This window comes from Microbacterium sp. Root180, assembly GCF_001428485.1.
Taxonomy (GTDB): Bacteria; Actinomycetota; Actinomycetes; order Actinomycetales; family Microbacteriaceae; genus Microbacterium.
Genome location: NZ_LMHS01000003.1, coordinates 1,352,193 through 1,366,753, shown reverse-complemented (window position 1 = coordinate 1,366,753; position 14,561 = coordinate 1,352,193). Strand labels below are relative to the sequence as shown.

The window sequence follows — 14,561 nt, the reverse complement described above, 5'->3', positions numbered from 1 at the left end:
TGATCGGGTGCGCGGATGCGCGGGCGGCAGGACCGGATGCCTCCGCCTGCGTCTTCGGTTCGGTCATAGCCGTGCGGCCTTCCTCTGTGCGAGATATCTTTCCGAGGGCTCGGGGTCGAGCCCCCACGGGAATTCGGGTGAAGCGAGGCGGGCGAGCAGCCCGTCGAGCCAGGCGAGGTCTGCGGCGAGCATCGCCTCGTCGCGGTCGACCTCGAGCAGGTACTGCTCGGGGACGCCTTTGTGCTGCGCGAAGCGGTGCCCGTCGGCGAGTGCCGCCTGAGCCTGCGCCATGCCCTCACGACGTGTCATGAGCAGGGCGACGACCTCGTCGCGCTCCAGGTTGTGCGCCTCGGCGAGTGCCACGCGGAACTCGGCCGGACGATCGATGCGGGGAAGCTCGCGGCGGACCCATTCGCCGACGGTGCGGGCTCCGGCATCCGTCACGGTGTAGGTCGTGCGCTCCGGGCGATTGCCCTCGCGGTCCACACCGACTTCGGCGACGAGGCCGGCCCGCTCGAGTCGGCCGACCGTGTGGTAGACCGTGCCGTTGGTGATCGCGACGAGGCGATCGTCCCGGCGCATGCGCATCAGGCGGATCATCTCGTACGGGTGCATGTCGCCCTCGCCGAGAAGCGCGAGCACCATCAGCCCGAGGGGCGTGAGGGAGTCGACGGCGTCCTTCATGATCCTCCGTGTCGAATAGTCCACATGGACTATACATCGTCGTGAGACGGTTCTGGCACTCCTGTCATGTTCTGTGTGAGGACCGAGAAGAGGAGCACAGATGATGAGGGAATCACTTCATTCGGAGCTCGCGGCTGCTGATCCGATGGCTGGCGTCGACGACGCGCGCCTTCACGCGCTGGTGCGCCGCACAGCTCTCGCCGCCGAAGCCCGAGCGATCGCCGAGGCACCGTCGACGACGCCGCGGTGGAAGCGTCGACGGACGATGATCCCGCTGGGCATCGCCGGCGTCGTGGCCTTGACCGGCGCAGCCCTGGTTCTCCCGCTCACCCAGTTCGGGATCGGCGGCATGCTGGTCGATGCCGATGCGATCATCCCGATCAAGTACACGACCGACACCGGCGTGGACGTGAGCTGCCGAAAGGCCTTCTACTTCGGCGACCCCGCGGACCGTACGCAATCCGACCGGCAGATCGCCGCATTCGTGGCGGACCACGACTGGACGGGGATCGGCCAGGACATGTACGAGTATGCGATCGCGCACCCGTTCGTTCCGGGTCGTGATGGCGGCCTGCAGGTCGATACGCAGCAGGCTCGCGATGAGATGTCCTTGAGCATCGCGATCGACCATCACATCGCGATGGCGATCCCGCTTCATCTTCGGGATGAGCGAGGCGAGCTCATGCCCTCCGCCGTCACCGACTGCCAGGGACAGCTCCACTGATGCGCAACCGTCCCATCCCGTCGGCGCTGCGTGACTGGGTCGAGCTCGTCGTGGAGGACAACGCCGACGACCTCCTCCGCTACCTTCGACGACGAGTCGCGCAGCCGGAAGACGCCGCCGACCTCCTGGGCCGCGTCCTGCTGGCGATCTGGGAAAGTTCCTCCCGGCTCCCGACGACAGATCAGGACGCGAGAATGTGGTGTTTCGGCGTCGCGAGAAACATCCTCCGTGAGCACTACCGCCACGCAGCGAAACAACTCGCACTGGCAGAGGGACTCCGCGATCATCTCCGCGCGTCCGCGTCAGCGTACGACGGGGCTGACACGACCGCCGAAGCGAACATCAGGTCCGAAGCGGTCCGGCACGCCGTGGGAGCGCTCGATGATCGCTCGCGGGAGTTGATCATGCTGATCCACTGGGACGGCTTCAGCATCGCTGAGAGTGCGCGGATCTTGTCGATGAATGAATCCACCGCACGGACGCGGCACGCGCGGGCGCTGAAGCGGCTCGAAAAGCAACTCGGACGCGGCGCACTCGATCCGGAGGATACGCCGTCAACAGGTCGCCGGGATCAGCCCGGACCTTCACCACTGCTGATGACGCTGCACAACGTCTCGATACATGGTCACGGCGTCATCGACTGATAACTGACGGGTCCAAAACCCGGGAGTGCGCCGGTGTCGGCACGGGGGCGTAGCGTGTGCGCATGACCGATGCCGCGGCCGTCGAGCTCGCCCACGAGATCTTCGACCCGCTCGCCGCGTCCTACCTCGAACGCGACGGCGTCGACATCGGGCCGATGTTCGGGAGCGAGGGTCTGCGCATCCGCGGCAAGGTCTTCGCCTTCGTCGGGTACCGAGGAGCGCTGGTGGTGAAGCTCCCGGCCGAGCGCGTCGACGCGCTCGACGGCACCGCCGGCATGGAGCGCATGGTCATGCGCGAGCGGGCGATGAGGGAGTGGATGCTGGTTCCGGCGTCCGCCGGCGACCGGTGGGATCCCCTCCTCGCGGAGGCGTTCGCCTTCGTCGACTCGATCACACCCTGATCGGCCTGGATAATGGGCGGGTGACGACCCCCCTCGATCTTCCCGGCTGGCGCCATGTCTACTCCGGCAAGGTGCGCGACCTGTACGTGCCCGCCGACACTTCCGACGGCGGTCGCCCCGCGCGCATGCTGGTCGTCGCCAGCGACCGGGTCAGCGCCTTCGACCACGTGCTCGAGCCCGGCATCACCGACAAGGGCGTGCTCCTGACGACGCTCAGCCTGTGGTGGTTCGACCGGCTCGCCGGCGCGGACGGCGGGCGCAGCATCCCGAATCACTTGGCCGCTTCGCACGTGCTCACCGTCGGCGACGACGGCGAGGCGAATACCGCGGACGACCTGCGGTCGTTGATCCCGGATGCCGTGACCGGCCGGGCGATGGTCGTCAAAGGCCTCCAGATGCAGCCGATCGAATGCGTCGTGCGCGGCTACCTCGCCGGGTCGGGATGGGCCGAGTACCGCGAGAGCGGGACGGTGTGCGGCATCCCTCTCCCCGCAGGCCTGTCCGACGGCGACCGCCTGCCCGAGCCGATCTACACGCCCGCATGGAAGGCGCCGATGGGCGAGCACGACGAGAACATCTCGTACGAGCGCACCGTCGAGCTCGTGGGCGAGGAGCGCGCGGCCGAACTGCGCGACCTGTCCCTCGAGATCTACGCGCGGGCCGCGCGCACGGCCGAGAAGCACGGTGTGATCCTCGCCGATACGAAGTTCGAGTTCGGCCTGGACGACGACGGTGTGATGACGCTGGCGGACGAGGTGCTCACGAGCGACTCGTCACGCTACTGGGATGCCGCGGCCTGGGCGTCGGGACGGACGCCGGAGGAGCGCATGGCCAGCTTCGACAAGCAGATCGTGCGGGACTGGCTCTCGGCGAACTGGGACAAGCAGGGCGAGCCGCCCGCCCTCCCCGCAGAGATCGTCGAGCGCACCGCCGCGCGCTACCGCGAGCTGCTGGAGCGCCTCTCCGCCGCCTGATCCCGGTCTCGCAAGTCTCGTCAGGCGTTCTTCATCGCGCGCAGGCGTGAGAGGAGCATCGGCCCGGTGCGATCGAGGGTGCGACCGCCGACGATGATGCCGGCGGCGAGGATGCCGGTCCCCATCACGATGCCGACGAGCCCGGCGACAGCGCCGAGGGCCGCGTCCTCAGTGAGGATCGCGATCGAGCCGGCGATGATCGTCGGCGACGCCAGGACGAGCGCGCCGAGCGAGACGCCCAGGAAGACGAGGCTCTGCAGGAGCGTCGTGCCGGGGACGCGTTTGAACGGGTTGTCGTCGGACCCCGGCACCGGAACGACCAGCACCGCAGAGGTGAAGGCGCAGACGCCGTAGCCGGTCAGCAGGATTCCGACGGACATCCCGAGGATCCCGGGCGCCTGCGCCGCGTCTCCAGAGAGCACGGCAGGGATCGCCGTGCCGACGATGAGGGCGGGGAGGGCCACGGCCCCGGCCGCCAGCGCCCGCCCGGCGCGGTCCGCGCGCCCCGACGTGCCCGCGGCGAGCTGCAGACCGAACGCCGTGCCGTCGTACGAGATGTCGGCATACGAGACCATGCCGAGGAAGAGGGCGATCAGTGGTGCCGCGAAACCGAGCGGGACGACGTCGCCGTCCCGCACATACAGCCAGAGCATCGCGGCGACCAGGGGCACGACGACGAGCTGGCGGAGGTAGCGGGGATCGCGGATCCAGTACGTGAGCGTCCGCGCGAAGATCGCCCCGGTGGCGTTGGCCGGCACCCGCCCGAACCAGCCGATGCGCCCCGCCGCGAGGCTGCCCCCGGTACGCTGCCTCGGGCTCGCCAGCGCTCGACCGAGTGACCACCGCCACAGCGCCCACAGCGCCGTGAGCGTGCCGACGGCGACCACGAGCTTTCCGGCCGCAGCGGGCCAATCGCCCGCTGCGGCATCGGACGGCACCGCCCAGGCCGCCCCCAGGGGCGTCCAGCCCAGTACGCGGACGACGTCGCGCAGCGAGTCGATGTTCAGCGCGAAACCGGCCGTCATCCCGGCGAGGATGGGGCCGGCGAGGATCAGCGGGATGAAGACGAGGATTCCGGATGCCTCGCGCAGCCGCCGCCGGCCGCTCATCCCCGCGGCGAGCGCGGCGGTGGCTCGCGATGCGACGATCGCGGTCGCGGCAGCCAGCGGTGCGCAGACGAGCCACGCCGGGAGCGCGGCCGGCCAGTGCGCCCACGTGGCCACGGTGGCCAGCGCCGCGAGAGAGGTGATGATGCCGGGGACCCCGGTGACTCCCGCGAGGGCCAGTGCGATCATCATGTGCCGGAGCGTCATGGGAAAGGCGACGAGACGGTCGGGGTCGAGCGTGGCGTCCACGCCGAACAGGAGCAGCGGCCCGACCACCCAGCCCAGGGTGATGAGGCAGCCGACCCCCGTGATCACGACGGCCGCCGTCGGCAGGTCGCCGAACCCGAGGAACACCAGACCGATGACGACGCCGACCAGCAGGCCCACCCCGTACAGCGCGCCGATGATGAAGCCGACGAGCTGTGCGGGATGGCGGGCCAGCTGGTTGCCGAGGACGCGGAAGCGCAGTCTCAGGAGCGTCGCAACCACGCCGGTCCCTCCGTATGATGGCGGCCTCCGACCAGGTCGACGAAGCGGTCCTGCAACGACTGCCCGCCGCGCACTTCGTCGACCGGACCGGCCACGAGGAGCCTGCCCGCCGACACGATGGCGACGTGGTCGCACATGCGCTGCACGAGGTCCATGGAGTGGCTCGACACGATGACGGTGCCGCCGCCGGCGACGTACCCCGCGAGGATGTCCTGGATGTTCGCCGACGACACCGGGTCGACGGATTCGAACGGCTCGTCGAGGATGAGCAGGCGCGGTGCGTGGACCAGGGCGCAGGCGAGCGCGATCTTCTTGGTCATGCCGGCCGAGTAGTCGATGACCAGCGTGCCCGCGGCATCCGTCATGTCCATCATGGCGAGCAGGTCGGCCGTCCGCTGGGCGATCTCGCCGTGGCGGAGGCCGAACAGCAGGCCGGTGTAGGTGACGAGCTGCTCACCCGTCAGCCGGTCGAAGAGCTTGACGCCGTCAGCGAGGTTGCCCACCATCGCCTTCGCGGCGACGGGGTTCCGCCACACGTCGGTGCCGTGGACGAACGCGCTCCCCGCGTCAGGGGTGAGCAGACCGGTCGCCATCGAGAGCGTCGTCGTCTTGCCCGCGCCGTTGGGCCCGACGAGCCCGTAGAACGACCCGGCCGGAACGGTCAGGCTGATGCCGTCCACCGCGATCTTGTCACCGAACCGCTTGTACAGCTGCCGCAGCTCGAGTGCGGCGGGCTCGGACGGCGCCGCGGAGGAAGGAGAGGCTCCCGCCGAAGGGGGTGGTTCTGTCACGCAGGCTCCGTCGGCTCGATCACGTCCGTCGCCCATCGAGACCCGAGAGCGCGGCTCCAGCTTCTCGGAAGGGAGGCGGCGAGGGCAATGTCCTCCCGGGAATGAGGGGCCGGTGCACGGCGTTGTCCATTCACATGAATGAGAAGCTCGCGGCCGACACCGGCATGGGACCCGTGACGCTGCTCGTCGGCGATCTGGATGCCATGACGGCTTACTACCGCGACGTCGTCACTCTCCAGGTGCTCACGGCCGACGGCGACACCTTCACGCTCGGTCGTGCGGGCCGGCCGATCGTGGTGCTGCGCCACGAGCCCGCGCTGCGGCACGCGACGTCGGGTTCGGCGGGACTCTTCCACACCGCGATCCTGTTCGAGACGCAGGCCGCCCTCGCGGCCGCGCTCTACAGCGTCGCCCGGCACGCTCCCGGCACGTTCACCGGTTCGGCCGATCACCTCGTCAGCCAGGCGTTCTACTTCACCGACCCGGAGGGCAACGGCATCGAGCTGTACTGGGACCGCGCCCGCACCGAATGGTCCTGGACTCACGGCAGCATCGAGATGGGCACGCTGTTCCTCGACCCGAACGGCTTCCTCGGCGAGCACCTGACCGAAGAGGCGTCACTCGGCGCGACCGCCGGGGACGCGGCATCCGTCGGCCACGTCCACCTATCGGTGGGGGATGTCGCCAACGCCCGATCCTTCTACGTCGACGCCCTCGGATTCGACGAGACGGCGGCGCTCGGCGACCAGGCAGTGTTCATGAGCGCGGGCGGCTACCACCACCACATGGCGATGAACGTGTGGAACTCGCGCGGGGCTGGGCCGCGGATGCCGGCACTCGGCCTCGGCCGCGTCGACCTGGCGCTGCCCGACGACGACGCGCTGAACTCGCTCACCGAGCGGCTGCGGCACCACGGGATCGACGTGAGAGACGACGGTCGCACCGTGCGATTCGACGACCCGTGGGCGAATCTGCTGCAGGCGACCGCGCCCGGCCGCGGCTGAACGGGCCCACCCTCAGGAGGAGGACCCGTCAGACGGATTCGCGGACGACGAGCTCGGTCTCGAGGATCGTGACGTGGCGCGGATGCCGCCCTGCGAGGAGGTCGAGGAGCACGGTCGCCATGCGCTCCCCCTGGGCGAACGAGGGCTGACGCATCGTCGTCAGCAGCGGCTCGACCGAGGTCGCGACCGGCGAGTCGTCGAAGCCCATGATCGCGATGTCCTCGGGCACGCGCAGGCCGGCGGCTGCGATCACGGTGAGCGCGCCCCGTGCCATGAGGTCGCTCGCGACGAACACGGCGTCGGGCCGCTCCCCGGCCTCGAGGATGCGCCGCATCGCATCGGCCCCGCCGTCAGCGGTGAAGTTGCCGTCGGCGATCGCCCCTTCGGGCAGATCCCAGGCGCGCAGGGCGTCGCGGTAGCCCTGCAGGCGGTCGACACCGGCGGGCATCGTCAGCGGGCCGGTGATGCTGGCGATATTCCGGTGACCGCGCTCGATCAGGTACGTGGTCGCGTCGTGGCCGCCGCGCACATTGTCGACGTCGACGTAGTAGTCGCGCTCGCGCTCGCGCACCGGACGGCCGCCGTAGACCACGGGCACGGCGTTCGCGATGCGGTCGATGAAGAGGTCGCTCGTGTGGTGCGACACGATGATCGCCCCGTCGACGGCGCCGCTGCGCACGTAGCTGGTCGTCTTGTCGCCCGGATCGTCGTTGGCGATGAAGAGGTTGAGCACGTAGTCCGAACGGCTCAGCCGCGCGTTGATGCCCGACACGATCGCGGCGAAGAAGGGGTCGCCGAAGAACCGGGTGGTGTCCTCGGGCACGACGAGGGCGATCGCGTGGGTCTGGCGGCTCGCCAGCGAGCGCGCCGCCCGGTTGGGCACGTAGTTGAGATCGGCGATCGCCTTCGTGACCGCCTCCAGCGCCTCGGGACTGACGGCGGTGGAGCCGTTCACGACGCGCGAGACCGTCGACCGCGAGACCCCCGCGGCCGCGGCGACCTCCTCGATCGTGACCGTCCCGCGCAGCGCGTCCGTCGTCATGTCCCTGCTTCCCTTCCGGATGCTTCGACCCCTGTGGATGCTACGACCGAACGGCCGCCTCATTCCGGTCGAGCGCCCGCGCGGCGATGATCCGGCTGTACTCACGGCCGCTGTCCTTGACGGTCCGCAGCTGCGTGTCGTAGTCCACCCGCACGATGCCGAAGCGCTTCTCGTAGCCCCACGCCCACTCGAAGTTATCGAGCAGCGACCAGTAGAAGTATCCCCGCACATCCACGCCGGCTTCCACCGCATCGAGGATCGCACCGAGATGGGAGGTCACGAAGTCCGCGCGATCGGCGTCGTGCACCCGCACCTCGCCGCCTTCCACCACACGCTCGTCGTCGTAGGCAGCGCCGTTCTCGGTGACGAAGAGCGTCGTGCCTGCCGGCTGGGCATACTCGTCCCACACGCGCTTCAGCAGCCGGGTGAGCCCCTCGGGCTGCACCTCCCAGTGCATCGGGGTGCGCGGCAGCCCGCGCTCGTGCCAGTAGATGCCCTCATGCGAGGGGAAGGGAGAGCGGCCGGGCCGGTCCGTGGGCGCGTCGCCCCCGGTCGGGGGGACCGCCGGCGCATGACCTCCGACGAACTCGCCGTGGTAGTAGTTCACCCCGAGCGTGTCGATGGACGTCGAGATGGCTTCGAGGTCGCCCGGGCGCACGGCTGCCTGCAGCGCCTCGATCGCGCCCGCGTCGACCGCGCGGATGTCTTCGACGACGTCCGCGGGGTACTGGCCCCGGAAGATCGGGTCGAGGAACCACCGGTTGAACTGCCCGTCGATGCGGCGGGCAGCATCCAGGTCCGCGGCGTCGTCGACGTCGACCGGGTCTGCGACGGTCAGGTTCAGCGTGATCCCGAGGTTGAGCGACGCGTCGCGCGCGCGCAGCTCGCGCACCGCCTGGCCGTGACCGAGCAGGAGGTGGTGCGCGGCGAGCACGCCCTCCGTGACGCTGTAGTGACCCGGCGCGTGGAGACCGGCGGTGTAGCTGAGGAACGACGAGCACCACGGCTCGTTCAGCGTCGTCCACACGTTGACGCGGTCGCCGAGGGCGTCGTACATGTCGAGCGCGTACTCGGTGAACAGATCGGCGGTGTCGCGGTTCGCCCAGCCGCCCTTGTCCTGGAGCGCCTGCGGCAGGTCCCAGTGGTACAGCGTGAGCCAGGGCAGGATGTCGGCATCCAGCAGCTCGTCGACCAGGCGCTTGTAGAAGTCGATGCCCTGGAGGTTGAGTGCGCCGCCGTCGGGGCGCACACGCGACCACGAGGTGGAGAAGCGGTAGGTCTGCAGGCCCATCGACTTCATCAGCGCCACGTCGTCGCCGTACCGGTGGTAGTGATCGCACGCCACGTCGCCGTTGTCGGCGTTGATGACGGCTCCCGGAACGCGGCAGAACGCGTCCCAGATCGAGTCGCGGCGGCCGTCCTCGTGTGCGGCGCCCTCGATCTGGAAGGCGGCGGTGGCCGCGCCGAACAGGAAGTTCGACGGGAAGGCGCGCGCGGTGGTCGCGGTCATGCGGACGGCGTCCTCTCTGGGATGGTGATGTTCACAGGCGGAGGGATGCCGGGCTCAGCCCTTGACGGCGCCCGCCATGATGCCGCTCACGAGCTGCTTGCCCGCCACGGCGAACAGGATCAGCAGCGGAATGGTCGACAGCAGCACGCCCGCCAGCACGATGGAGTAGTCCACGAAGTAGTTCGACTGCAGCAGCGAGAGCGCCACCGGGAGGGTGGGGTTCTGGCGGTCCAGCACGATGAAGGGCCAGAAGAAGTTGTTCCACGCACCCACGAAGGTGAACAGGAACAGCATCGCCGCTGCCGGGCGAGCGGCGGTCACGCCGATCACCCAGAACGTGCGGATCATCGAGGCGCCGTCCACGCGCGCTGCTTCGATCAGCTCGTCGGGCACGGACTGCTGCAGATACTGCGTCATCCAGAAGACGCCGAAGGCACTCGTCAGCGCCGGGATGATGATCGCGCCGATCTGCCCGGTCCAGCCGAGGTCGGCGAACAGGATGTAGAGCGGCACCACGCCGAGCTGCATCGGAATGGCCATCGTCGCGACGACGAAGATGAGCAGCGCCTTGCTGCCGCGGAAGCGGAGCTTCGCGAACGCCCAGCCGGCGAGCGTCGAGGTGATGACGACGGCGGCCGCGATGAGCGTCGAACTGTAGATGGAGTTCCACAGCGCCGGCCAGAAGTTGACGGCCGGGTCGTTCACGACCGATGCGGCGTTGGCGATGAAGTTGCCGCCGGGGATCCACGACATGTTCGGGTCGTTGATCGTCGACGAGTCGCCCGAGCCGATGAGGAACGACCAGTAGTAGGGGAAGACTGCCGAGAGCAGCACCACGCCGAGTCCGACGTACACCCAGAACCCTGCGCGGTAGCCGCGGATCTTGGTGGTGCGATTGCGGCGCCCGCCTTCGGCGATGCCGGCGGTGGCGACGGTCTGCTCGACCATCGCGATCGGAGGAGTCGTACTCATCGGCGGAAGCCCTTTCTGCGCGGTGCCGTCACGCCTCGGCCGCCCTCGTCCCGGACGAGCCGGCGCGTGACCGCGAGGTTGATCAAGCCGATCACGAGGATGATGAGGAACAGGATCCACGCGAGCGCTGCGGCCCGGCCGAAGTTCCACTCGCGCCAGCCGATGTTGTAGAGGAACAGCGTGATCGTGAGCCACTGCTGCGCGGCGCCGCCCTCGCCGGTGTTGTCGTACATGCGCGGCTCGTCGAAGATCTGCAGACCGCCGATCGTCGAGGTGATGATCACGAAGATGAGTGTGGGTCGCAGCGACGGCACGGTGATCGCGGTGAACTGGCGGAACGCTCCGGCTCCGTCCACGGTCGCGGCCTCGTAGTAGTCCCGCGGGATCGCCTGCATCGCGGCGAGCAGGATCAGCGCGTTGTAGCCGGTCCAGCGGAAGTTCACCATCGTCGCGATGGCGACGTGGCTCCAGAACGGGTCCTTGTGCCACGGGATCGGCTGCAGGCCGATGTCGGTGAGGATGTTGTTCACCAGGCCGTGGTTGTCGCCGAACATGTTGCTGAAGATCAGCGCGACGGCGACAGGGGCCATGACGTAGGGGAGCAGGACGCCCATGCGCCAGAAGGTCTTGGAGCGGATGTTGCGGTCGAGCATCGCGGCGATGAACACCGCGAGGACCAGCTGCGGCACCGTGGACAGCAGGAAGATGCTGAAGGTGTTGCGCAGAGCCGTCCAGAACTGCGGGTTCTGGAGGATCCAGATGTACTGCTCGAAGCCCACGAACTCACCGGAGTTGCGGACCAGGTCCCAATCCTGGAACGAGATCACCGCGGTGTAGGCGATGGGGAAGAGACCCACGATCGCGAACACGATGAAGAACGGCGAGATGTAGAGGAAGGGCGAGAACTTCAGATCCCACTTGCTCAGGCGGTGGGAGAAGGAGATCACCCGGGGCTGGCGTTCGGGAGAGGGCCGACCTGTCGGCCCGGATGCCGCGGGGCGGGTTGCGGTCGAGGTCACCGGCTGCTCCGATTCGGTGTCGAGGTTCGAGGGGGGTGGGAGGAGTGTGCGCGGGCGGAAGGCCCGCACACACTCCTCCTCTCAGGCCTCGACCGGGCGAGCGGTCGAAGCTGTCAGTGCTGGCCTATCAGAAGGCCTCGACCTCGGCCACCCAGGTGTCCCACGACGTCTGCTGGTCCTCGACACCGTCGAAGACACGCGTGACGGCGTTCTGGAGTGCGTCGTGGTACTTGAAGTAGCTCGCGTCCTTGTAGGGGGCGACCGTCACAGCCTCAGCGCGCTGGCTGAGGATCTGACCGGTGGGAGCGTCGTTGAAGTACTCGTTCGTCGCGTCGGTGAGCGCCGGGTCCTCGTACGCCTCGATCTGGCTCGGGAAGGTGCCGGCGTTGGTGAACGCCTTGACCTGCTGCTCGGGAGCAGTGAGCCAGTCGGCGAGCTGCAGCGCAGCGTCGACGTTGGCGCCGTTGGCCGGAACGGTCAGGTACGAGCCGCCCCAGTTGCCGCCGCCGTTCGGGAAGACATCGGCGATGTCCCACCCGGTCACGTCGGGCGCGTTGCCCGAGATGACACCGAGCATCCAGCCCGGGCACAGCATGGTGGCGAACTCGCCGTTGGCCATCGAGGCGAACCAGTCGTCCGACCACTGTCCGGGGTACGCCGAGTTGGGCACGGCGCGCTCGGTCACGAGGTCGTACGCGGCCTCGATGTCAGGGTTCTCGGTCGCGATGATCGTGCCGTCGGGCTCGGTGTACGTGAACTCCATCTGGTTGACGATGCCCTGGAGCACCGAGTTCGCCGAGTCGATCATCGGCTTGCCCGTGGCTGCCTTGTACTGGTCGGCGACGTCGAGGTAGTTCTCCCAGTCGCCGTTGAAGAGCTCGGCGACGGCTTCACGGTCGCTGGGGAGCCCCGCGGCCTCGAAGAGGTCGGCGCGGTAGCAGATGCCCTGCGGTCCGATGTCGGTGCCGAAGCCGACCAGTCGGCCGTCGCCGTCGGTCGCGGCGGCTTCCTTCCAGTCGAGCCAGCGGCCCTTGACGCTGTCGGGCGCCTCGGCGAGGAGGTCGGAGTACTGCATCGCCTCGGCGAACCAGTCGATCTCGACGGCTTCGATGTCGGCGAGACCCTCCTTGCCGAGCTTCTGGAAGTAGTTCGCACGTGCGTCGCCGGACTCGGCGGCGCGGTTGTGGACGATGGTCACGTTCGGGTTCTCGTCCATGTACTCCTGGAGGAGTTCATCGGTGTAGCCGAAGTCGTTGAACGTGGCGATGGTGAGCGTGATGGGCTCGTCGGGGTCGGCCGAAGGCTCACCGCCGCCTCCACCGGCGCAGCCGGCGAGAACGATGGCGGTGGCCGAGAATGCGGCGACCGCTACGGCGCTTCGGCGGAAGGCACGTGAGTTCACTGTCACTCCTTTGTGTTGTCAGATCAATGTGTGTTGCAGGGGGTTGCGCCCCGGGACGGGTTCCGGGCCACGGTGCCGTGGGAGCGTTCCCACCGGACGAAACCCGACGCTATGGGATCGCTCCCACGAAGTCAAGGGAGCGCTCCCATGGACGGGTCACGGTTGTGTCACGACTCCGGGATGCCGCGTCCAGACTCGCGACTTCGCTCACCACGCGGGGCCCGTAGACTGGAGCAGACCCCTGCCCGCGACATCCGGCGTTTCGACTCCTCGCTGCGCTCGTCGCTCAACGACCGGTAGCTGGCCGCCGGCGGCCGCCTGGAGGATCCAATGCCCACCATCGTCGTCGACGTCATGCCCAAGGCTGAGCTGCTGGACCCGCAGGGGAAGGCCGTGTCCGGCGCCCTCGCGCGTCTCGGCCAGGAGGCCTTCACGTCCGTCCGCATCGGCAAGCGCTTCGAGCTCACGGTCGAGGGTGAGGTCACCGACGAGGTGCTCGCCACGGCCCGTCAGGTGGCCGACGAGATCCTCTCCAACTCGGTGATCGAAGACGTCGTGGCCGTCGAGGTGGTGCAGTGACCACCCGCATCGGAGTCATCACCTTCCCCGGGTCGCTCGACGACCGCGACGCGCAGCGCGCCATCGCCGTCGCGGGCGCCGAGCCCGTCGCGCTCTGGCACGGCTCCCACGACCTCGAGGGCGTCGACGCCCTCGTGCTGCCCGGTGGCTTCAGCTACGGCGACTACCTGCGGGCCGGAGCGATCGCCGCTCTCGCGCCGATCATGGCGGAGGTCAAGGATGCCGCGGCACAGGGGATGCCGATCCTCGGCATCTGCAACGGGTTCCAGATGCTCGTCGAGGCGCACCTGCTCCCGGGCGGCTTGATCCGCAATGCCCACCAGCAGTTCATCCGCCGCGACCAGCGCCTGCGCGTCGAGAACAACGACACCGCGTGGACGAGCGATTTCTCCTCCGGCCAGGAGATCGTCATCCCGCTGAAGAACGCCGACGGCGGCTACGTCGCCTCCGAGTCCGAGCTGGACCGGCTCGAGGGCGAGGGCCTCGTGGCGTTCCGCTACGTCGGCGTGAACCCGAACGGCTCGCTGCGCGACATCGCCGGCCTCACCAACGAGCGCGGCAATGTCGTGGGCCTCATGCCGCATCCCGAGCACGCCGTCGAGGCCGGCTTCGGTCCCGACACCGCCGCGGCCATGCGGTCGGGAGTGGACGGCCTGCCGTTCTTCACCTCGGCGATCGCCGCGGTGGTCGGCGCCGCAGCCTGAGCCGCGGCATCCGGGAACCGCTCAGACGGTGCCGGCGGGCGGCCACACGCCGATGATGATCGCCATGATCACGATCGTCACCAGTTCGTGGGCGATGTTGAGCACCGTGAGAGAGGACGGCCGGCCCTCGAAGGCGTCGTGGGTGATGAACCGCGCCGCGGTGAACCCCGCCCACAGGATCACGCCGGTGCCGAGCGCGGCGAGCAGGTAGCCCCCGCCGTAGAAGTGCCACGCGATGCTGGTCGCCCCGGCGAGCACCCACGCGGTGATGAAGCTCACGAGCAGCGTGACGAGGATCGGCACCACCGCGCTCCCGCCGCGGTCCATATCGACCTTCGCGAGCTTCGCCCAGCGCGTGCCGAAGACCTTCATGGAGTACCAGATCGCGCCGACGGCCATGCTCGACAGCGTCGCGATCAGCACCGCCCAGTAGTTGATCTCGGGAACCATCCCGCACCTCCTCCATCGCGGCGGCACGGGCACATCGCCGCTCGTCGCGAGCGTATCGCCGGGCGC

At 68.8% G+C, this 14,561-nt stretch carries 16 protein-coding genes; 7 read left to right on the top strand and 9 right to left on the bottom strand.

Annotated elements, in window-relative coordinates:
* Positions 1 to 63: 63 nt before the first annotated feature.
* The gene (locus ASD93_RS13910) at positions 64 to 684 is read right to left on the bottom strand and encodes a PadR family transcriptional regulator (RefSeq protein WP_056123751.1); all 621 of its coding nucleotides are present in this window, start codon (positions 682 to 684) and stop codon (positions 64 to 66) included.
* A 145-nt stretch (positions 685 to 829) separates the two neighbouring features.
* Here ASD93_RS13910 and ASD93_RS13905 point away from each other — a divergent pair, with 145 nt between their 5' ends.
* From ASD93_RS13905 to ASD93_RS13890, 4 genes are all read left to right on the top strand, one after another.
* Positions 830 to 1,408 (top strand): hypothetical protein, encoded by a 579-nt coding sequence (locus ASD93_RS13905; protein ID WP_157536963.1) that lies wholly within the window; start codon positions 830 to 832, stop codon positions 1,406 to 1,408.
* Complete coding sequence (locus ASD93_RS13900; protein ID WP_056123747.1) at positions 1,408 to 2,052, top strand: RNA polymerase sigma factor; 645 nt, start codon at positions 1,408 to 1,410, stop codon at positions 2,050 to 2,052. The genes ASD93_RS13905 and ASD93_RS13900 overlap by 1 nt, the downstream gene beginning before the upstream one ends.
* Before the next feature lie 62 nt (positions 2,053 to 2,114).
* Entirely contained in the window at positions 2,115 to 2,453 is a 339-nt protein-coding gene (locus ASD93_RS13895; protein WP_056123743.1) for a hypothetical protein, read from the top strand.
* Between the two features lie 20 nt (positions 2,454 to 2,473).
* The gene (locus tag ASD93_RS13890) at positions 2,474 to 3,427 is read left to right on the top strand and encodes a phosphoribosylaminoimidazolesuccinocarboxamide synthase (RefSeq protein ID WP_056123742.1); all 954 of its coding nucleotides are present in this window, start codon (positions 2,474 to 2,476) and stop codon (positions 3,425 to 3,427) included.
* Between the two features lie 20 nt (positions 3,428 to 3,447).
* Here ASD93_RS13890 and ASD93_RS13885 read toward each other — a convergent pair whose 3' ends face one another.
* Positions 3,448 to 5,022 carry a hypothetical protein gene (locus ASD93_RS13885; RefSeq protein WP_056123739.1) on the bottom strand — a complete coding sequence of 525 codons (1,575 nt, stop codon included), beginning with the start codon at positions 5,020 to 5,022 and terminating at the stop codon, positions 3,448 to 3,450.
* Complete coding sequence (locus tag ASD93_RS13880) at positions 5,004 to 5,813, bottom strand: ABC transporter ATP-binding protein (RefSeq protein ID WP_414843706.1); 810 nt, start codon at positions 5,811 to 5,813, stop codon at positions 5,004 to 5,006. Before ASD93_RS13880 ends, ASD93_RS13885 begins: the two co-directional genes overlap by 19 nt.
* A 134-nt stretch (positions 5,814 to 5,947) precedes the next feature.
* Here ASD93_RS13880 and ASD93_RS13875 point away from each other — a divergent pair, with 134 nt between their 5' ends.
* Complete coding sequence (locus tag ASD93_RS13875) at positions 5,948 to 6,817, top strand: VOC family protein (protein WP_056123736.1); 870 nt, start codon at positions 5,948 to 5,950, stop codon at positions 6,815 to 6,817.
* 28 nt (positions 6,818 to 6,845) lie between these two features.
* On the opposite strand, the gene ASD93_RS13870 is transcribed toward ASD93_RS13875, so the two are convergent.
* The 5 genes from ASD93_RS13870 to ASD93_RS13850 all read right to left on the bottom strand — a co-directional run bounded on the left by ASD93_RS13870 (position 6,846) and on the right by ASD93_RS13850 (position 12,762).
* Positions 6,846 to 7,859 (bottom strand): LacI family DNA-binding transcriptional regulator, encoded by a 1,014-nt coding sequence (locus ASD93_RS13870; protein WP_056123733.1) that lies wholly within the window; start codon positions 7,857 to 7,859, stop codon positions 6,846 to 6,848.
* 40 nt (positions 7,860 to 7,899) lie between these two features.
* Positions 7,900 to 9,369 carry a glycoside hydrolase family 1 protein gene (locus ASD93_RS13865; RefSeq protein ID WP_056123731.1) on the bottom strand — a complete coding sequence of 490 codons (1,470 nt, stop codon included), beginning with the start codon at positions 9,367 to 9,369 and terminating at the stop codon, positions 7,900 to 7,902.
* A 54-nt stretch (positions 9,370 to 9,423) separates the two neighbouring features.
* Positions 9,424 to 10,341 (bottom strand): carbohydrate ABC transporter permease, encoded by a 918-nt coding sequence (locus ASD93_RS13860; protein WP_056123728.1) that lies wholly within the window; start codon positions 10,339 to 10,341, stop codon positions 9,424 to 9,426.
* Positions 10,338 to 11,360: a carbohydrate ABC transporter permease gene (locus ASD93_RS13855; protein ID WP_056124566.1), complete on the bottom strand. Its 1,023-nt coding sequence runs from the start codon at positions 11,358 to 11,360 to the stop codon at positions 10,338 to 10,340. The genes ASD93_RS13860 and ASD93_RS13855 overlap by 4 nt, the downstream gene beginning before the upstream one ends.
* Before the next feature lie 127 nt (positions 11,361 to 11,487).
* Positions 11,488 to 12,762: an ABC transporter substrate-binding protein gene (locus tag ASD93_RS13850; protein WP_056123725.1), complete on the bottom strand. Its 1,275-nt coding sequence runs from the start codon at positions 12,760 to 12,762 to the stop codon at positions 11,488 to 11,490.
* A gap of 330 nt (positions 12,763 to 13,092) precedes the next feature.
* On the opposite strand from ASD93_RS13850, the gene purS reads away from it, so the two are divergent.
* Both purS and purQ read left to right on the top strand, forming a co-directional pair.
* Positions 13,093 to 13,341 carry a phosphoribosylformylglycinamidine synthase subunit PurS gene (purS, locus tag ASD93_RS13845; RefSeq protein WP_056123722.1) on the top strand — a complete coding sequence of 83 codons (249 nt, stop codon included), beginning with the start codon at positions 13,093 to 13,095 and terminating at the stop codon, positions 13,339 to 13,341.
* Positions 13,338 to 14,045, top strand: a complete 708-nt coding sequence (purQ, locus tag ASD93_RS13840) for a phosphoribosylformylglycinamidine synthase subunit PurQ (protein ID WP_056123719.1) — start codon at positions 13,338 to 13,340, stop codon at positions 14,043 to 14,045. Before purS ends, purQ begins: the two co-directional genes overlap by 4 nt.
* A gap of 21 nt (positions 14,046 to 14,066) precedes the next feature.
* Here the strand turns inward: purQ and ASD93_RS13835 are convergent, their stop codons facing one another.
* The gene (locus ASD93_RS13835; RefSeq protein WP_056123716.1) at positions 14,067 to 14,495 is read right to left on the bottom strand and encodes a DUF1761 domain-containing protein; all 429 of its coding nucleotides are present in this window, start codon (positions 14,493 to 14,495) and stop codon (positions 14,067 to 14,069) included.
* Between the last annotated feature and the right edge of the window lie 66 nt (positions 14,496 to 14,561).